General features: G+C 72.8%; 15 protein-coding genes. 6 read left to right on the forward strand and 9 right to left on the reverse strand.

All coding sequences use genetic code 11. The features are described 5' to 3' along the window. Nucleotides 1-2 precede the first annotated feature (2 nt). Both tal and tkt read right to left on the reverse strand, forming a co-directional pair. Nucleotides 3-1,115 carry a transaldolase gene (gene tal / locus Q5530_RS23080; RefSeq protein ID WP_415364839.1) on the reverse strand — a complete coding sequence of 371 codons (1,113 nt, stop codon included), beginning with the start codon at nt 1,113-1,115 and terminating at the stop codon, nt 3-5. A gap of 24 nt (nt 1,116-1,139) precedes the next feature. Continuing rightward, on the reverse strand, nt 1,140-3,257 hold the full coding sequence (tkt, locus tag Q5530_RS23085; RefSeq protein WP_415364840.1) for a transketolase: 2,118 nt from the start codon (nt 3,255-3,257) through the stop codon (nt 1,140-1,142). Nucleotides 3,258-3,496: 239 nt separating this feature from the next. On the opposite strand from tkt, the gene Q5530_RS23090 reads away from it, so the two are divergent. Continuing rightward, nucleotides 3,497-4,420 (forward strand): heme o synthase, encoded by a 924-nt coding sequence (locus tag Q5530_RS23090; RefSeq protein ID WP_415364841.1) that lies wholly within the window; start codon nt 3,497-3,499, stop codon nt 4,418-4,420. 90 nt (nt 4,421-4,510) lie between these two features. Here Q5530_RS23090 and Q5530_RS23095 read toward each other — a convergent pair whose 3' ends face one another. From Q5530_RS23095 to Q5530_RS23105, 3 genes are all read right to left on the reverse strand, one after another. Further along, entirely contained in the window at nt 4,511-5,167 is a 657-nt protein-coding gene (locus Q5530_RS23095) for an HD family phosphohydrolase (RefSeq protein WP_380642082.1), read from the reverse strand. 79 nt (nt 5,168-5,246) lie between these two features. Continuing rightward, nucleotides 5,247-5,894, reverse strand: coding sequence for a hypothetical protein (locus Q5530_RS23100; RefSeq protein WP_415364842.1), 648 nt, complete (start codon nt 5,892-5,894; stop codon nt 5,247-5,249). A gap of 6 nt (nt 5,895-5,900) precedes the next feature. Next, nucleotides 5,901-6,908, reverse strand: coding sequence for a hypothetical protein (locus Q5530_RS23105; RefSeq protein WP_415364843.1), 1,008 nt, complete (start codon nt 6,906-6,908; stop codon nt 5,901-5,903). A 224-nt stretch (nt 6,909-7,132) separates the two neighbouring features. Between Q5530_RS23105 and Q5530_RS23110 the strand changes: the two genes are divergently transcribed. Continuing rightward, nucleotides 7,133-7,738 (forward strand): FKBP-type peptidyl-prolyl cis-trans isomerase, encoded by a 606-nt coding sequence (locus tag Q5530_RS23110; RefSeq protein ID WP_415364844.1) that lies wholly within the window; start codon nt 7,133-7,135, stop codon nt 7,736-7,738. Nucleotides 7,739-7,826: 88 nt separating this feature from the next. Here Q5530_RS23110 and Q5530_RS23115 read toward each other — a convergent pair whose 3' ends face one another. Further along, nucleotides 7,827-8,798, reverse strand: a complete 972-nt coding sequence (locus Q5530_RS23115) for a quinone oxidoreductase family protein (protein WP_415364845.1) — start codon at nt 8,796-8,798, stop codon at nt 7,827-7,829. Nucleotides 8,799-8,882: 84 nt separating this feature from the next. Then, on the reverse strand, nt 8,883-10,478 hold the full coding sequence (locus Q5530_RS23120; RefSeq protein ID WP_415364846.1) for a DUF885 domain-containing protein: 1,596 nt from the start codon (nt 10,476-10,478) through the stop codon (nt 8,883-8,885). Nucleotides 10,479-10,671: 193 nt separating this feature from the next. Here Q5530_RS23120 and Q5530_RS23125 point away from each other — a divergent pair, with 193 nt between their 5' ends. Beyond that, the gene (locus tag Q5530_RS23125) at nt 10,672-10,974 is read left to right on the forward strand and encodes a hypothetical protein (RefSeq protein WP_380642018.1); all 303 of its coding nucleotides are present in this window, start codon (nt 10,672-10,674) and stop codon (nt 10,972-10,974) included. After that, on the forward strand, nt 10,971-11,822 hold the full coding sequence (locus Q5530_RS23130) for an ATP-grasp domain-containing protein (protein ID WP_415364847.1): 852 nt from the start codon (nt 10,971-10,973) through the stop codon (nt 11,820-11,822). The genes Q5530_RS23125 and Q5530_RS23130 overlap by 4 nt, the downstream gene beginning before the upstream one ends. Nucleotides 11,823-11,938: 116 nt before the next feature. Here the strand turns inward: Q5530_RS23130 and Q5530_RS23135 are convergent, their stop codons facing one another. Together Q5530_RS23135 and Q5530_RS23140 are read right to left on the reverse strand one after the other, a co-directional pair. Beyond that, nucleotides 11,939-13,513, reverse strand: a complete 1,575-nt coding sequence (locus Q5530_RS23135) for a cation acetate symporter (RefSeq protein WP_415364848.1) — start codon at nt 13,511-13,513, stop codon at nt 11,939-11,941. Beyond that, complete coding sequence (locus Q5530_RS23140; RefSeq protein ID WP_380642027.1) at nt 13,513-13,929, reverse strand: DUF485 domain-containing protein; 417 nt, start codon at nt 13,927-13,929, stop codon at nt 13,513-13,515. The genes Q5530_RS23135 and Q5530_RS23140 overlap by 1 nt, the downstream gene beginning before the upstream one ends. Nucleotides 13,930-14,271: 342 nt before the next feature. On the opposite strand from Q5530_RS23140, the gene Q5530_RS23145 reads away from it, so the two are divergent. Then, nucleotides 14,272-17,091 carry a nitrate- and nitrite sensing domain-containing protein gene (locus tag Q5530_RS23145; RefSeq protein WP_415364849.1) on the forward strand — a complete coding sequence of 940 codons (2,820 nt, stop codon included), beginning with the start codon at nt 14,272-14,274 and terminating at the stop codon, nt 17,089-17,091. After that, nucleotides 17,088-17,531 carry a roadblock/LC7 domain-containing protein gene (locus Q5530_RS23150; protein ID WP_380642033.1) on the forward strand — a complete coding sequence of 148 codons (444 nt, stop codon included), beginning with the start codon at nt 17,088-17,090 and terminating at the stop codon, nt 17,529-17,531. Before Q5530_RS23145 ends, Q5530_RS23150 begins: the two co-directional genes overlap by 4 nt. The last annotated feature ends 1 nt before the right edge of the window (nt 17,532 follow it).

Consider the following 17,532-nt stretch of genomic DNA (forward strand, 5'->3'; position numbering starts at 1 on the left):
CCTCAGCCCTTGGCCTGGTCCAGCTGTCCGGTCACCGTCTCCAGCAGCTCGGCCCACGACTTCTCGAACTTGTCGACGCCCTCGGTCTCCAGCGTGACGAACACGTCGTCGAGGTCGATGCCGACCTCGACGAGCCCGTCGAAGACCTCCTGCGCCTGGGCGGCCCGCCCGGACACGGTGTCGCCCACGATCTTGCCGTGATCGGCGACCGCGTGCAGGGTCTTCTCGGGCATCGTGTTGACCGTGTCGGCCACGACCAGCTGGTCGACGTAGCGCGTGTCGGAGTAGGCCGGGTCCTTGACGCCGGTGGAGGCCCACAGCGGGCGCTGCGCGCGGGCGCCCTCGGCGGCCAGCGCCTCCCACCGGGCGCCCTGGAACGTCTCCTGGTACGCCGCGTGGGCCAGCACGGCGTTGGCGATGGCGGCCTTGCCGCGCAGCTCCTCCGCCCGCGGGTCGTCCAGCGCGTCCAGCCGCTTGTCGATCTCGGCGTCCACCCGGGACACGAAGAACGACGCCACGGAGTGGATGGTGCGCAGGTCGTGGCCGTTGGCCTTGGCCTGCTCCAGGCCCGTGACGAACGCCTCCATCACGCGGCGGTAGCGCTCGACGGAGAAGATCAGCGTCACGTTGACGCTGACGCCCTCGGCCAGGGTCCGGGTGATCGCGGGCAGGCCCTCGATCGAGGCCGGGATCTTGACCATCAGGTTCGGCCGGTCGACGGTCTTCCACAGGTCGAGCGCCTCGGCCGCGGTGCGCTCGGTGTCCTTGGCCAGGCGGGGGTCGACCTCGATCGACACCCGGCCGTCGACGCCGTCGGTGGCGTTGTAGGTGTCGCGGAACAGGTCGCACGCGTTGCGCACGTCGGTCGTGGTCACCTCGCGCACGGTGGCGTCGGTGTCCGCGCCGCGCGCGGCCAGCTCGCGGACCTGCGCGTCGTAGGCCGAGCCCTTCGACAGGGCGGCGGCGAAGATGGTCGGGTTCGTGGTCACGCCGACCACGTGGTGCTCGGCGATCAGGCTCGCCAGGTTGCCCGTGTCGAGGCGTTCCCGGGACAGGTCGTCCAGCCAGATCGACACGCCCGCCGCGCTGAGGTCGGCCAGTGGGTTGCTGCTCACGTCGTCATCTCCCTGGAAGAGGTCTTAGCGGGTCCGGGCCAGCGACCGCCGCGCCGCGGCGACGACGTTCTCGGTGGTGAAGCCGAACTCGCGGAACAGGGTCTGGTAGTCCGCGGAGGCGCCGAAGTGCTCGATGGAGACGATCTCGCCCGCGTCGCCGGCGAACCGGTGCCACGGCTGGGCGATGCCCGCCTCCACCACCACGCGCGCCTTGACCGAGGACGGCAGCACGCTCTCCCGGTACCCCTCGTCCTGGGTGTCGAACCACTCGACGCACGGCATGGACACCACGCGGGTGGCGATGCCCTCGGACTCGAACACCTTCCGGGCCTCGACCGCGATCTGGAGCTCGGAGCCGGTGGCGACGAGGATCAGCTCCGGCTCGCCCTCGCCCTCCAGCACGTAGCCGCCGCGCGCCATGCCGTCGGGGGCCTTCTCCTTGGTGCCCACCAGCACCGGCAGGTTCTGCCGGGTCAGCGCCAGGCCCACCGGGCCGTTGCGGCGCTCCACGGTGACCTTCCAGGCCGCGGCGGTCTCGTTGGCGTCACCGGGGCGCACCACGTTCAGGCCCGGGATGGCGCGCAGCGCGGCCAGGTGCTCGACCGGCTGGTGCGTGGGGCCGTCCTCGCCCAGGCCGATGGAGTCGTGCGTCCACACGTAGATGGCGGGCGACTTCATCAGCGCGGCCAGCCGGACCGCCGGGCGCATGTAGTCGCTGAACACCAGGAACGTGCCGCCGTACGGGCGGGTCGGGCCGTGCAGCGCGATGCCGTTGAGGATCGAGCCCATGGCGTGCTCGCGGACGCCGAAGTGCAGCGTGCGGCCGTAGCGGTCGGCGTTCCACATCTTGGTGGAGATCGACTCCGGGCCGAACGAGTCGGCGCCCTTCATCGTGGTGTTGTTCGACTCCGCCAGGTCGGCCGAGCCGCCCCACAGCTCCGGCAGCACGTCGCGCAGCGCGCCGAGCACCTCGCCGGACGCCTTGCGGGTGGCCACGCCCTTGGGGTCCGGGTCCCACGACGGCAGGGCGTCGGTCCAGCCCTCGGGCCGCTCGTCGGCCAGCAGCCGGTCCAGCAGCGCCTTGCGCTCCGGGTTCGCCTCGACCCACGCGTCGAACGACCGCTGCCACTCGGCGCGGGCCTGCTCGCCGCGCTTGACCACGGCGCGGGTGTGCTCCAGCACCTCGGGCGCGACCTCGAAGGTCTGCTCGGGGTCGAAGCCCAGGATGCGCTTGACCTCGGCCACCTCGTCGGCGCCCAGCGCCGCGCCGTGGGCCGCGCCGGTGTTCTGCTTGGTCGGCGCCGGGAAGCCGATGATCGTGCGCAGCAGGATGAACGACGGCCGGTCGACCTCGTCCTTGGCGTTGCGCAGCGCCTCCAGGATGCCGGTGACGTTCTCGCCGCCCTCGACGACCTGGACGTGCCAGCCGTACGCCTCGTAGCGCTTCGCGGTGTCCTCGGACAGCGCGATGGTGGTGTCGTCCTCGATGGAGATCTTGTTGTCGTCGTAGATCACCGTGAGGTTGCCCAGCTGCTGGGTGCCCGCCAGCGAGGACGCCTCGCTGGTCACGCCCTCCTCGATGTCGCCGTCGGAGGCGATCACGAAGATGTGGTGGTCGAACGGGCTCTCGCCGATCGGGGAGTCCGGGTCGAACAGCCCGCGCTCGCGGCGCGCGGCCATCGCCATGCCGACCGCCGAGGCCAGGCCCTGGCCCAGCGGGCCGGTGGTGATCTCCACGCCGGGGGTGTGGCGGTGCTCGGGGTGGCCCGGGGTGTTCGAGCCCCAGGTGCGCAGCGCCTTGAGGTCGTCGAGCTCCAGGCCGTAGCCGTTGAGGAACAGCTGCACGTAGAGGGTGAGGCTGGAGTGGCCCGCGCTGAGCACGAAGCGGTCCCGGCCCAACCAGTCGCCGTCCGCGGGGTCGTGCCGCATGACGCGCTGGAACAGAGAGTAGGCCAGCGGCGCCAGGCTCATCGCGGTGCCGGGGTGGCCGTTGCCCACCTTCTGCACCGCGTCCGCGGCCAGCACGCGGGCGGTGTCCACGGCGCGCTTGTCGAGGTCGGTCCAGTCCTCGGGCAGGTGGGCTTCGGTCAACCGGGCAATGTCATCGGTGACGGACACTGACTTCCAGCTCCAAACTCGCATAGGCGGTTATCGGGTGACGGCTGGCGGTGAACTCAATCGTTTCCGTCAGGTCCGATCCGCGGTTACCAAGGTCCGCCGGCCAGCCTAGTCCGGCCAGAGGACACGCGTGCCGTCACACGCTCTGTGGGTGTACGCACAGGCGTAGTTCGTGCGATCAGGGACTACCCGAACGGGCCGGTGGGGGAACCCCTGGTTACGATCTGCTCATCCCCCTTGACCCCGACGAGGAGCGCCCTGCGATGAGTGCCGTCACCGAGGCCCCGGCGCGGTCGCCCCGACAGGTCGTCGGGGCGTACGTGGCGCTGACCAAGCCGCGGGTGATCGAGCTGCTGCTGATCACCACGATCCCGGCGATGCTGCTGGCCCAGCGCGGCCTGCCGCCGCTGTGGCTGATCGCGTGCACCCTGGCGGGCGGCACCCTGGCGGCGGGCTCGGCGAACGCGCTGAACTGCTACGTCGACGCCGACATCGACTCGGTGATGAAGCGCACCGGCGCCCGGCCGCTGGCCCGCAACACCATCCCGCCGCGCAACGCGCTGGTGTTCGGCGTGGTGCTCGGGGTGGTCTCGTTCGGCTTCCTGTGGCTGACCACGAACCTCATGTCGGCCGTGTTCGCGGTGGCCACGATCCTGTTCTACATCTTCGTCTACACCCTGGTGCTCAAGCGCCGGACCTCGCAGAACGTCATCTGGGGCGGCATGGCCGGCTGCATGCCGGTGATCATCGGCTGGTCCGCGGTGACCGGCACGGTGGCGTGGCCCGCCCTGGTGATGTTCGGCGTGATCTTCTTCTGGACGCCGCCGCACACGTGGGCGCTCGCGATGAAGTTCAAGGAGGACTACGCGCGGGCCGGCGTGCCGATGCTGCCCGTGGTGGCCACCGCGCAGCAGGTCACCAGGCAGATCGTCATCTACTCCTGGGTCACCGTGGTGTGCACGCTGCTGCTGGCGCCGGTCACCTCGTGGGTCTACGTCGCGGTGGCCGCCGTGTCGGGCGTGTGGTTCGTGGTGTTCGCGCACCGGCTGCACGGGGTCGTGCGGCGCGGCGGCTCGACGAACACCATGGGGTTCTTCCACCTGTCGAACCTGTACCTGATGCTGGTGTTCTGCGGCCTCGCCGTGGACGCGGTGCTCGGCCTGCCCGTGCTCGGCTGGCCCTTCTGACCGGGGCCCGACCGCGTCGGGTCGAGGAGCTCCCGGACGGGCCGCCACACCTCCAGGTGATCTGGTGGGGCGGCCCGTCACCGGGTGTGGTCAGGACACCGCCGAGAGCAGCTCGGTGACGCTCGGGTCGTCCAGCGACTCGACGATGCACGACCACAGCTCCAGGTTGGCCGTGGCCCACCGGGAGTAGGTGGCCGCGGCCTCCGGGTCGTAGAAGTAGTAGCCCTCGTCGTGCTTGTCCCGCTGCTCGCCGACGATCTTGTGCGCCAGCTCCCGCAGGGTGATGCCGTTCTCCTCCAGGTAGCGCGGCGCGAGCACCACCGGCGTCACCGGCAGCGCCTTGAACAGGGTGTCCGCGTCGGACAGGGCCTGCGCCTCGGGGGAGATGTTGCGGTCCCGGGTGCGCATCTCGGCCTCCTCGACCACCCGGTCCACCCGCCGCGCGAGGTGGTCGGGCACCCCCGCGCGCTCCAGGATGTCCAGCCGCAGCCGGCGCCCGTCCACGGGCAGCGAGTTGCGCCGGACCATGTAGTTGACGTCGTGCACCAGGGCCGCCACCTCGACCAGCGGCGCGTCCGCGCCGTTGCGCCGGGCGAAGTGGACCGCCTTGTCGCGCACGAAGCTGACGTGGTGCCAGCCGTGGAACTGGAGCTTCGGCGCGAGGTCGCGGCACAGCCGCCACACCTCGCGCTCCACCTCCGAGATCGCCTCCGCCGTGACGGTGCTCGTGACGGCGCTCGTGACCATGTTCGTGACAGTGCTCATCGGGACCCCTCCCGTGCCGGGTGGGCCGATGGTAGAGGCGGGCGGCGACCGCCCGCGGCGGTTACATGCTGTTCGTGAGGTCCTCCAACCTGGCCTCGACGGGCACGTGGCGGTGACTCGTGCGGGTGTCCGGGTCGAAGCTGAGGCTCCACGGGCGGACCGCGCGGGACTTGACCAGGAACGTCATGGTGTCGTCCGCGGCCTCGGGGATGCGGTGGAACTCGTGGGCCAGCATCGTGCCGGAGTGGCCCTCGGCCGCCGCGGACCGGCGCAGCAGCGTGGTCGACAGGATCGCCCCGCCGCCGTCCGCCAGGTCCACGCTGAACCGCTCGTGCAGGTAGGAGCCCTGCAACAGGACCGTGCAGAAGTGGTAGCGGTGGTTGTGCACCGAATCGGCGTAGCCCTGCCGCCAGTCCCGCTGCGGCTTGTACTCGTGCAGCCAGAACGTGAACGGCTCGGCCGCCTCGTCGCGCAGGCACCACGCGAAGTGCGTCGTCGTCTCCCGCGACTTCGCGGCCACGCGCGCCTGCTCCCGCGGGGAGAGGGTGCGCAGGTGCCCGCGCAGCCTCTCCCGCAGGTCGGGTCGACCGACCCAGCCCCGGAACCCCCGTTCGACGTGGCTCCAGTGGTCGGCGACAGGGGGGTCGGCCACGGAGAGGAGGGCGGCGAGCTCCGCGACGGCGGAGGTCCCGGCGAACTCGGTCAGCACGGTTTATCAGCTCCCCAACTGGGCGAAGGCGGCGAATTCTTTGCGGAACCGGTGGAACTTCCCCTCCAGCGCCCGGAACCCGTCCTCGTCGAGCGAGTTCCCGGTGATCTTCTCGAAGAGGGCGAGGAAGTCCGCCCGGGTGGTGCCCGGCGTGATGACGATGTGGAGCCCCGCCTTGGAATTGCTGATGCGGAGGAACTCGGCGCGTTCCATGCCGTAGATGAACGAGCCCTCGGTGAACCGCAGGGTGCGCGGGTACGGGCGCACCACCCCCGCGCTGGTGTTGCTGTAGAGGGTCAGCCACACGCTGTCGTCGAACAGCTCCATCCGGTCCAGCGGCGGGTCGGACACGATGGTCAGGTCGATGCGCGAGCCGCGGCCGCGGGCCAGGAACAGGCCCACCAGACCGACGTGGATCTGCTCGCGCAGCCGCGCCACGATCGTGTCGTAGTCGCCGTCCGCGCCCTCGTGCCGCAGCAGGTAGCGGGCGCGCCCGCTGATCGCGTCCTCGTCCCTGGGGTCGGCCAGCACCGCCCTGAGCTCGCACTCCGACTGCGACAGCAGCAGCCGGCAGGCCGCGTAGCGGCCCGCGAAGCCGCGGAACGCGTACAGCCGCGTCCGCTCCAGGTCCTGCATCATCACCTGGTTGAACGCCGGGTCGGGCTTGGCGGTGGGCTCGAACACGTGGCTGGGGAAGAACTCGCGGTCGAGCGCCCGGTACTCGGCGGTCAGCTCGTGCAGCGCCTTGCGGCTCTCCTCGACGACCGGTTCCACCAGCGACCGGCGCGCGGCCGTGCTGGTGATCAGGGTCTGCCAGAAGCCGACCACCGCCGAGATCAGGACGCTGGTGCCCGCGGTGGTGAGGAAGGCGCGCAGACCGCTCGGCGGCATCGGGCTCGAAATGGCCAGGCAGGTCCCGGAGACCACGACGAGTGTCAGCAGCAGCAGGCCCGTCCGGGTCCAGAACAATTCCTGCAACAGATTGCTGCGGACGCCCTTCGGCTCCGCGCGCACGGGGTCACCTCCTTGGATTCGCCACTCGAACGGTCGAATGCTCTCGGTATCCGATCAAGTGCGCGCAGTAACTGTACGCGCGAGTACGCAACGGCGGAAGCGGTAATTAGTGGCACATTTGCGGATTCGACCGGAGATCAACGACAGCGCACCGTGACCGGCGTTGGGCCTGCTGGTGGGCCCTGCGGCGCGTTCCCCGGGGTCGCACCCTAGGCTCGGCAACCATGCGTACTGTCGGCCGTACGGCCCTGGCCCTCGCGTCCCTGTTGTCCGCCGGTCTGGCGCTCACCGCGTGCACCGCTAGTGACCGACCGTCCACCCTCACCAACACCGCCTCCGCGACCGTCCCGGCGCCCGAGGAGGCCGCGCCCACCGAGGCCGAGCCCACCGGCGCCGAGTTGGCCGAGCCGAGCGGGCCGCCGTGCGAGGAGGCGCAGTACCAGGTGTCGGGCGCGGCGGGGGAGGAGCCGACCATCACGGTCCCCACCGGCTGCACGCCGAAGGACGGCCTGGTCGTCCGGGACCTCACCGAGGGCACCGGCCCGGAGATCCGGCCCGGCTCCACGGCCACGATCAACTACGTGCTGGCGACCTTCCGCGACCAGCAGACCCGCGAGTCGTCCTGGGGCAGCCGGCCGTTCGAGGTGGCCAACGTCGGCCAGGCGCAGGTCATCGAGGGCTGGAACCAGGGCCTGGTCGGGCTCAAGGAGGGCGGGCGGCGCCTGCTCGTCGTGCCGCCGGACCTGGGCTACCCCCAGGGCAACCGCGACATCCAGCCCGGCGAGACGCTGATCTTCGTGGTCGACGCGGTGGCGGTCCAGGAGGGCTGACCCGCCCCGGAACCCGACCCACCCCGGAACGCGCGGAGGGCCCCGGCGACGTGCCGGGGCCCTCCGTCCGTGTTCGGGGCGCTCGCGGCTAGGGCGTCAGCAGCAGCTTGCCCGTGGTGCGGCGGCCCTCCAGGTCCTCGTGCGCGCGCCGGGCCTCGGCCAGCGGGTAGCGCCCGCCGACCCGCACCCGCAGGGACCCGTCCGCGACGGCCGCGAACAGCTCGCCCGCCCGCCACTCCAGCTCCTCCCGGGTGGCCAGGTGCGCGCCCAGCGACGGCCGGGTCAGGAACACCGAGCCCGCCTGGTTGAGCCGCTGCGGGTCGACCGGCGGCACCGCCCCGCTGGACGCGCCGAACAGCGCCAGCACCCCGCGCGGCCGCAGGCTCGCCAGGCTCCCGTCGAACGTGGTCCGGCCCACGCCGTCGTAGGCGGCCGCGACACCGGCGCCGTCGGTCAGCCGCCGCACCTCGGGCGCGAAGTCGACCCGGTCGTAGCGGATCACCTCGTCCGCGCCGGCCTCCCGCGCCAGCGCCTCCTTGGCCTCGGTCGACACCGTGCCGATGACCCGCGCGCCCCGCGCCTTGGCCAGCTGCACCAGCAGCAGGCCCACCCCGCCCGCGGCGGCGTGCACGAGCACCGCGTCACCCTCCCGGACGGGGTAGGTGGAGGCGACCAGGTAGTGCGCGGTCAGGCCCTGGAGCAGCAGCGCGCCCGCCGTGTCGTCGTCCACCCCCTCCGGCACCGCCACCGCGCCCGCCGCCGGCACCACGACCTGCTCCGCGTAGCTGCCGGGGGCCTGCGACCACGCCACGCGGTCGCCCACCGCGAAACCCGCCACGTCCGGGCCCACCGCGCTGACCCGGCCCGCGCCCTCCAAGCCCACCACGAACGGCAGCGGCAGCGGGTAGCGGCCCTCCCGGTGGTAGCAGTCGATGAAGTTCACCCCCGCCGCGGCCACGTCCACCAGCAGTTCGCCCGCACCGGGCGAGCGCGCCTCGACCTCGGCGAACTCCAGCGCCTCGGGTCCACCCGTCGCGCGCACCACCACTGCCTTGGGCATCCGTCCTCCACATCTCGGGGTCGTCCGTTCCCGGAGCCGTACTCCCAGCGTCAACCGGGCGCGTCCGCGCCCTGTTCCGCCGTCTCACCTGCCGAGAGCAACCCGCCTGGCCAGGCCCAGCGGCAGCGCCCCCGACCCGGCGACGGTGTCGTGGAACTCGCGGAGCGACCCGGTGTGCTCGGCGCGGATGCGGTCGATCTCCAGCGCCCCGGTCAGGTAGGACGGCGCCTGCGTCGGCCACGCGCAGTACCGGGTGACCTCGCCCGTCGCCGTGCCCGGCGTCAGCGAGGTCTTGGTGGACATGAACTCCTCGGCCTCCTCGACGCCCATGTCGCCGCAGTGCAGCGCGGTGTCCACGACCATCCGCGCCGCCCGGAACAGCCGCGCCTCCACGTGCGCCAGCTCCTGGGCCCGCGTGGTGAAGAACCCGTGCTCCCGCAACAGCTTCTCCGAGTAGAGCGCCCAGCCCTCGGAGAAGTACGGCGTGCGGAACACCTTGCGCACCGGCCGGTCCTGCGCGGCCAGCCACGACAGGTGCCAGTGGTGGCCGGGGTACGCCTCGTGCACCGCGATCGTGGCCAGCTGCGCCCGCGAGTTGGTGCGCAGCCGCTGCTCCACCTGCTCGGCGGTGAACTCCTCCGGCGGGGACGGCACGAAGAAGTGCCCGACCCGCCGGTCGGTCAGCGGCGGCGGCGACATGTAGGAGGCCACCGCCAGCACCGGGCGCTGGAACGCGGGCGAGGGCACCACCCGGCACTCCTCGCCCTCGGCCAGGGTCACCAGGCCGTGCTCCACCAGGAACGCCCGCGCCCGCCGCGTCTCCGCCTCGTACTCCGCGCGCATCGCCTCCGGCGTCGGCGGGAAGTCGTCCTGGAGCGCCGCCATCACCGAGTGCCAGTCGTCCGCGCCGGCCAGCTCCCGCAGCTCGGCCTCCAGCTCCGCGTAGGCGGAGCGGCCGCGCTCGTGCAGCTCGGCGGCGCCGTAGCCCAGCACCTCCTGCTCGCGCAGCAGCGTCGAGTACAGCGCCTCGCCCATCCGCCAGTCCCCGGTGGCCCGCTCCGCGAACCCGTCCAGGAACGCCGCCAGCTCGTCGAACGCCCGCGCGGCCGGCTCCGCGGCCCCCGCCAGCTCCGCCCGCAGCGCCGGGTCGGCCACCTCCGCGGGCAGCGTGCCGGTCAGGAACGCCCGCCCGGTCCTCGCCTGCGCCGCGGCGCGCAGCACGATCTTCGGCGAGGCCAGCCCCTGGTCCAGGTTCGCGCGGCACGCGGCGAGCACCGCCGGCACCTCGGCCAGCCGTCGCACCACGCTCGCGACCAGCTCCGGCTCCGGCCGCAGCCGGTTGAGGAACGCGCTGAACAGCGGGAACAGCACCGCGCCGGTGTAGACGGAGGGATCACGCCGCCACGCGGGCCACGACGCCTTCGCCCGCTCCCCGCGCAGCACCGCCACCACGAGGTCGCGGTCCACCGACTCCTGGAGGTCGTCGGTCTCCAGCGCGGTGAACCGCGCCAGCCACGAGCCGGCCTCGCGTTCGGCATCGGCGAAAGCGGTGGCGGAGAAGTCCCCGAGCGTGTGGTCGTGGGCCGGCGAGCCGAGCATCGCCGCGTTGCCGGGAGCGCGGTCGAAGTGCCAGGCCAGGAATTCGCCGACCAGTCGGTCGGCCTCGGTCTTCGCAGTCACGAGGACGGAAGCTACCCGCTGGTCGGGGCCACCGCGCGGAACCGCGAAACCCGTGGGGCCCTGCCCGTCGACGGTTCGGGTCCTCGCGGCGGGAGGGGTGGGGCGCGGCAACCCGACCGTGCCGATCCCGCGTGGGCGGCCGGGTGAGGGCAGTCACGCGCGGAAGTCACCGGCAGGTCCTAATCTGGGCGGCGTGGCTGAGGAGAAGAAGACCGGGGCGAAGAAGGTCGACCGCGCGGTGAAGAGCGCGTCGGAGTTCGTGGCCGCGCACGGCAAGCCGGCGCGCGCGGTCGTCGAGCCCGTCGGCCGGGCCGGCGCGCGTCTCGTGCTGGTCGGCGACGACGGCGCCATGGGTGACGTGTTCCTCCCCGACGTGGCGACGGCCGAGGCGGTCGTCGAGGCGACGCCGGACCTGGAGCGGCACGAGTGGGACCGCGAGACGACCGCCGCGGTGAAGATCGGCCCCGCGCACCGCCGCAGGATGGCCGGCAGGTGAAGGTCCTCTTCGCCACCTGCGCCACCCTGCCCGCCGGCGACGGTGACGAGGACGAGCTGGTCGACGCCCTGGCCGAGGTCGGCGTGCACGCCTCCTGGGTGGCCTGGGGCACGCCCGTCGACGCCGACCTGGTCGTGCTGCGGGCCACCTGGGACTACCCCGAGCGGCTGGCCGGGTTCCTGGCCTGGTGCGACGCGCGGCCGGCCCTGGCCAACCCGGCGGGCGTGGTGCGCTGGAACACCGACAAGTCCTACCTGTTCGACCTCGCGCGGGCGGGCGCGCCGGTGGTGCCCACGGCCCTGGCCGAGCCCGGGTTCACCGACTGGCCCGACGGCGAGTTCGTGGTCAAGCCGACCGTCGGCGGCGGCTCCCGGGGCGCGCTGCGCGTCGCGGCCGGCGACCACGCGACCGCCGCGCGGCACCTGGCGGAGCTGGGTGTGCGGGCGCTCGTGCAGCCGTACCAGGCGAACGTGGACGTGGCCGGCGAGACGGCGCTGGTGTTCCTCGGCGGGCACTACTCGCACGCCTTCGCCAAGGGCGCGATGCTCACCCCGGACGCCGAGCTGGACGGGTCCGGGCTCTACGTCCTGGAGCGGTTGACCGGCGCGTCGCCCTCGCCCGCCCAGCGGCGGGTCGCCGAGGACGTGCTGGACGCGGCCGCGGCGCTGACCGGCGTGCCCCGCCACGAGCTGCTGTACGCGCGGGTGGACCTGGTGCCGGGCGCGGACGGCTCGCCCCTGCTGCTGGAGCTGGAGCTGGTCGAGCCGTCGCTGGGCTTCCGGCAGGCCGACCGGGGCGCGCCGCTGCGCTTCGCCTCGGCGGTGCGGGCGGAGCTGGCGCGGCGCTAGGTCGGGCGGACCTGTCCGGCCCGGCAGCCCGCCAGGCCCGGCAAGACCGCCAGGCCCGTCAGGTCCGGCCGGACCACCGGACCCGGCCGCGTCCCGACGTCACCTCAGCCGCGACGTCACCGCAGCCCCGACCCGATCCCGGTCAGCGCGCGGACCTCCATCTCCGCCTGCTTGGCGGGGTCGGCCCGCTCCTTCGACAGCACCGTGCCCAGGTACCCGCACAGGAACGAGAACGGGATCGACACCAGGCCCGGGTTGCTCAGCGGGAACCAGGCGAAGTCCACGTCCGGGAAGATCGAGTTCCGCGCGCCCGACAGCGAGGGGGAGAAGGCCAGCAGCACGATGCACGAGCCGAGCCCGCCGTAGATCGCCCACAGGGTGCCGTTGGTGTTGAAGCGCTTCCAGAACATCGAGTAGATGATCGTGGACAGGTTCGCCGACGCGGCCAGCGCGAACGCCAGCGCCACCAGGAACGCCACGTTCTGCCCGTTGGCCGCGATGCCGCCGGCGATCGCCAGCAGTCCCACCACGACCGCGGTCAGCCGGGCCACCCTGACCTCCGACCGCGGGTCGGCCTGGCCGCGCTTGATCACGTTGGCGTACACGTCGTGCGCGAACGAGGCCGACGCGGTCAGCGTCAGGCCCGCCACCACCGCGAGGATCGTCGCGAACGCCACCGCGCTCACCACGCCCAGCAGCACCGCGCCGCCGATCTCGTAGGCCAGCAGCGGCGCGGCCGAGTTCTCGCCGCCCGGCGCCTTGGTGATGGCGTTCGAGCCGACCAGCGCCAGCGCGCCGAAGCCGATCACCAGGGTGCACAGGTAGAACGCGGCCATCATCCACGTCGCCCACACCACCGAGCGCCGCGCCTCGCGCGCGTTGGGCACGGTGTAGAACCGCATCAGCACGTGCGGCAGCGAGGCGGTGCCCAGCACCAGGGCCAGCGCCAGCGAGATGAAGTCCAGCCGGGCCAGCGGCGTGCCGCCGTACCGGGCCCCCGGCTCCAGCACCTCCGGGCCCAGCGGGGTGTTGCGCGACGCGGTCTCCAGGATCGACGACAGGCTGAACCCGAACTTGCCCAGCAGGAACACCGTCATCAGGGTCACGCACACCACCAGCAGCACGGCCTTGATGATCTGCACCCAGGTGGTGCCCTTCATGCCGCCCACCAGCACGTACAGCACCATGACGATGCCCACCACGGCGATGACGACCGCCTGGCCGCCCTTGGTGTGCACGTCCAGCAGCAGCGCCATCAGCGCACCCGCGCCGGCCATCTGCGCGATCATGTAGAACAGCGAGATCACCAGCGTCACGTTCGCCGCCGCCGCGCGCACCGGGCGCTGCCGCATCCGGAACGCCAGCACGTCGCCCAGGGTGAACCGGCCGGTGTTGCGCAGCCGCTCCGAGATGATCATCAGGCCCATCAGCCAGGAGACCACCCAGCCGATGGAGTACAGGAACCCGTCGTAGCCGTTGACCGCGATGCTGCCCGAGATGCCCAGGAACGACGCGGCGGACAGGAAGTCGCCCGACAGGGCGATGCCGTTCTGCGGCCCGGTGAAGCTGCTGCCCGCGGCGTAGTAGTCCGACGCGGTGGCGTTGCGGCTGCCCGCCCGGTACACGACGTAGAGCGTGATCAGCACGAAGACGCCGAACACGCCCAGGTTGAGCGCGGTGTTGCCGCCCATCAGGCCCGCTCCTCGTCGGTCAGCGCGCGCACCGCGGCGACCTGCGGGTCGAGCCGGCGCCGCGCGTACCGGGCGTAGGCCAGGGTGAGCGCGATCGTCGTGGCGAACTGGAGCAGCCCGAACAGCAGCCCCACGTTGACCACCCCGTAGACCCGCGTGCCCATGAACTCCGGCAGGTACGCCGACAGCGCGACGTAACCCAGGTACCAGAGCAGGAAGCCGCACGTGGCGGGGACGATGAAGATCGTCGTCCGGCGCCGCAGCTCGCGGAAGTCCTCGCTCGCCTGGAGCGCGACGAAGTCGGGGTCGCCGGACTCGTCGACCAACAGGGGCGCGGGCGGTTCGTCGAAAGTCGCGAAGCCGCGCCCGCCGCGGGCCGGTCTCGAATCCGTCGAGGGCAGGATCGCCTTCGTCATCAATCCTCCACGGGGATTTGCCACGCCGCGCGCGGGGGATCGCGTGGACCGCTGGCGAGTGCTCAGCGTAACCGCGCCGGCCCGCCAGTCAACGCCTCCTCGGCAACCGGGTGGCCGGCTTCGCGCGGGTCGCTCCGCTGCGACGTCGCAAGATGTCTCAACAGGCGTCCGATGGACCTCGGGATCGTCACGCTGCGCCAATCGGATGAGGACGGACCGCAAGGTCGTTGTCCCGGGCCAGTCCACCACTTACTATCGCGCAGCAACACCCGCTGCCCGCCGTCATAAAGAGTCGGCGTCGTTCAACTTTGAAACAACTACGGACTTTCCGGGGCTTGTCTGGTGACTGGCGACAACAACTCGCGCCGGCAGTGGTGGTCCGCCGTCGCGGACTGGCGGAATTGGCGCCTGCCGATCAAGCTCGCCGCCGTGCTGGCGGTGCCGGTGCTCGTGGCGGTCGGCGCGGGTCTGGTGCAGATCCGCGGTTACGTCGCGAGCTCGGACGGCTACGCCGCGATGCAGCGGCTGGTGACCCTGCGCTCCGGGCTCGACCCGCTCATCGAGGGCGTGCAGGCGGAACGCGCGATGGCCGCGCAGCGCGCCGAGGGCCAGGGCGTCGACGCGGACGACTTCCGGACCCAGGTCCGCACCACCGACACGGCCGCCGCGGGCGTGGAGAACCTGGTGGCCCGCGCCAGGCTGGGCGAGGTCGCCGGCGCCCGCTTCCAGGACGTGGTGGTGCAGCTCGACGGCCTGCCGCAGCTGCGCGACCGCGTGCTCGCGGGCAGCGTCGACCTGGCGGGCGGCATCGGCGGCTACAGCGTGGTGCTGCGCGCCCTGATGGACTTCGACCAGGCCATGGTCGGCGACTTCGGCGACCCGGCCCTGTCCGGCACCGCCACCGCCCTGCACAACCTCGCCATGGCCGCCGAGCAGGTGTCCTGGCAGCAGGCCACCGTGCTGGCGGGCGTCAGCCGCGGCACGCTGCTGGCCAACGAGCGGACCATGCTGGAGCAGTCCTGGACCCGCCAGGAGGACAAGCTCGCCGACTTCTCCGCCGTCGCCACGCCGCGCCAGCAGCAGGACTACCGGACCACGGTCGCCGGCCCGGACGTGGACACCCGCAACCGGCTGTTCCAGTACGTCCGCAGCCTGCCCGCCGTGGTCTCCAACGACGTGCCGGTGGACGAGTGGAACAGCAGCTCGCGCGGCACCCTCCGGCAGATCGGCGTCGTGCTGCGGACGCTGGAGGACCAGCTCGACGACGCCGCCGCCCGCCTCCAGGACGCCACCAGCGACCGGGCCGGCGCGGCGTCGGTGATCCTGCTGGCGTCGCTGTTCGCCGCGGCGGGCATCGGCTTCATCGTCGGCAGCTACCTGCTGCGCTCCCTGCGGGCGCTGCGCACCTCGGCGCTCGACGTGGCCGAGCACCGGCTGCCCGCGCTGGTCGCCCAGCTGCGCGAGAACAGCGCCCACGACGTGGTCGTCGAGCCCGTGCCCGTGCACACCCGGGAGGAGCTGGGCCAGGTGGCCCGCGCCTTCGACGCGGTGCACCGGCAGGCGGTCAGCTCCGCCGCCGAGCAGGCCGACCTGCGCGCGGCGATGCGCAACGCGTTCACCAACCTGTCCCGCCGCAGCCAGGGCCTGGTCGAGCGGCAGCTCAAGCTCATGGAGGAGCTGGAGCGCCAGGAGGAGAACCCCGAGCAGCTGGCGAACCTGTTCAAGCTCGACAACCTCGCCACCCGGATGCGCCGCAACAACGAGAACCTGATGGTGCTCTCCGGCAGCGACGTGGCCCGCCGCTTCACCCGGCCGGTGCCGCTGGGCGACGTGCTGCGCGCCGCCGCGTCCGAGATCGAGCAGTACCAGCGGGTCGTCGTGCAGACCACGCCGTCGGTCGAGGTCGTCGGCTACGCCGCGGGCGACCTGGTGCGGCTGGTGGCCGAGCTGCTGGACAACGCGACCACGTTCTCGCCGCCGCGCACCCAGGTCGTGGTGGGCGGTCGCGCCCGTCCGGGCGGCGGTGTGCTGGTGGACGTGGTGGACCAGGGCGTCGGCATGTCCGAGGAGGACCTGGCCCAGGCCAACCGCCGCATCGCGCTGGCCGCGGCCGAGGACTCCGGCGAGCTGACCGTGTCCCGCCAGCTCGGCCTGTACGTGATCGGCCGACTCGCCGGGCGGCACGGCATCGAGGTGGTCCTGCGCGAGCAGGGCGACGGGCTGCGCGCGGTGGTGGCGCTGCCCGCCGAGCTGGTGCGCGCGGTCGGCGCGGTGCCCGGCAGGCCGGTGCCCACGCGCGCCACCCCGGGCCGGGGCGTGCCGGTCCAGGCCATCCCGGTGAACGGCAACTCCGCGGCCGGCCTCCCGCAGCGCCTCCCGGGCTCCGACGGCTTCGGCGCGCAGCGCGTCCCGGCGGTGGGCCCGCCCTCGCTGACCGGTCCTTCCCCGCTCGTGGGTCCTTCCCCTTCGGGCGGGCCGTCGACCGGCCCGCAGCCGTTCCCGGCGCACGGCCTGCCCACCGCATCCCATTCCGCCGGGTCCCATTCCGCCGGGTCCCATTCCGCCGGGTCCCATTCCACTGGGTCCCATTCCGCCGGGTCCCCGTCCCCCGGTCCCCAGCCGGTGCTGCCGAGGTCGTCGTCCACGGGCCCCCAGCCGGTGCTGCCGCGGTCCCCGGTCACCGGGTCGACCCCGCTGGTCATGCCCCCGGCGCTCCCGCCGCTCCCGCCCGCCGTGCCGCTGGGGGAGGACGGTTGGTCGCCGTTCAGCGGCCGCACCCCCGACGCGTCCACCCCCACCGCGCCGGCGCCCGCGAAGGCCCCGGCCCCGGCTCCCGCGCCGAAGCGGAACGGGTCGACGTGGTTCGGCGGCACCCCGGTGTCGCCCGGACCGGCCGAGCCGGCGCGCCACCGCGCGCCGGAAGACCACGAGCGCGGGGAGGCGCCCGTGTCCGACAACGCGTCCGGCCTGCCGAAGAGGCAGCCGCGCAAGAACCTGGTGGAGAACCTGGCGGCCGAACGGCCGGGCGCACCCGATGCGGTGGCACCCGTACGGAGGGATCCGCAGGCGACACGCGGATTTTTGGCCAACTACCAGACCGGCATCAGGCAAGGTGTGCAGGGGTCCGGGGAGAACCGAACCGGTCAGGAGAGCAACGGATGAGCGCGCAGAAGTCCCGCCAGGTCGATCAGTTCGGCTGGTTGGTGAGCAACTTCGCCGATCGCGTGCCGGGGGTGGCCCACGCGGTGGTGATCTCGGTGGACGGCCTGCTGCTCACCGCGTCCAGCAACCTGCCGGAGGACCGGGCCGACCAGCTGGCCGCGATCGCGGCCGGGGTGGCGAGCCTGACCGAGTCGGCGGCGCGCTGCTTCGACGGCGGCGGCGTGCTCAGGTCGGTGGTCGAGATGCAGCACGGGATCATGCTGCTGATGTCGATCCGTGACGGCTCGTGCCTGGCGGTGCTGGCCGCGCCGGACGCGGACGTCGGCCAGGTCGCCTACGAGATGACCGTCGTGGTCGACCAGGTCGGCCAGCTCCTCACCCCCGAGCTGCGCGCCCAGCTCCACGGCGCGAAGCGGATGATGGCCCGCCCGTCCGCGTGAG

The organism is Saccharothrix sp. BKS2, from assembly GCF_047689505.1.
Classification (GTDB): domain Bacteria; phylum Actinomycetota; class Actinomycetes; order Mycobacteriales; family Pseudonocardiaceae; genus Actinosynnema; species Actinosynnema lopnurensis.

Excerpts from the sequence above, each read along its gene's own strand:
- Q5530_RS23140 (WP_380642027.1), bottom strand. The coding sequence starts at position 13,929 with ATGACGAAGGCGATCCTGCCCTCGACGGATTCGAGACCGGCCCGCGGC.
- Q5530_RS23090 (WP_415364841.1), top strand. The coding sequence starts at position 3,497 with ATGAGTGCCGTCACCGAGGCCCCGGCGCGGTCGCCCCGACAGGTCGTC.
- Q5530_RS23095 (WP_380642082.1), bottom strand. The coding sequence starts at position 5,167 with ATGGTCACGAGCGCCGTCACGAGCACCGTCACGGCGGAGGCGATCTCG.
- tkt (WP_415364840.1), bottom strand. The coding sequence starts at position 3,257 with ATGCGAGTTTGGAGCTGGAAGTCAGTGTCCGTCACCGATGACATTGCC.
- Q5530_RS23135 (WP_415364848.1), bottom strand. The coding sequence starts at position 13,513 with ATGGGCGGCAACACCGCGCTCAACCTGGGCGTGTTCGGCGTCTTCGTG.
- Q5530_RS23150 (WP_380642033.1), top strand. The coding sequence starts at position 17,088 with ATGAGCGCGCAGAAGTCCCGCCAGGTCGATCAGTTCGGCTGGTTGGTG.
- Q5530_RS23110 (WP_415364844.1), top strand. The coding sequence starts at position 7,133 with ATGCGTACTGTCGGCCGTACGGCCCTGGCCCTCGCGTCCCTGTTGTCC.
- Q5530_RS23115 (WP_415364845.1), bottom strand. The coding sequence starts at position 8,798 with ATGCCCAAGGCAGTGGTGGTGCGCGCGACGGGTGGACCCGAGGCGCTG.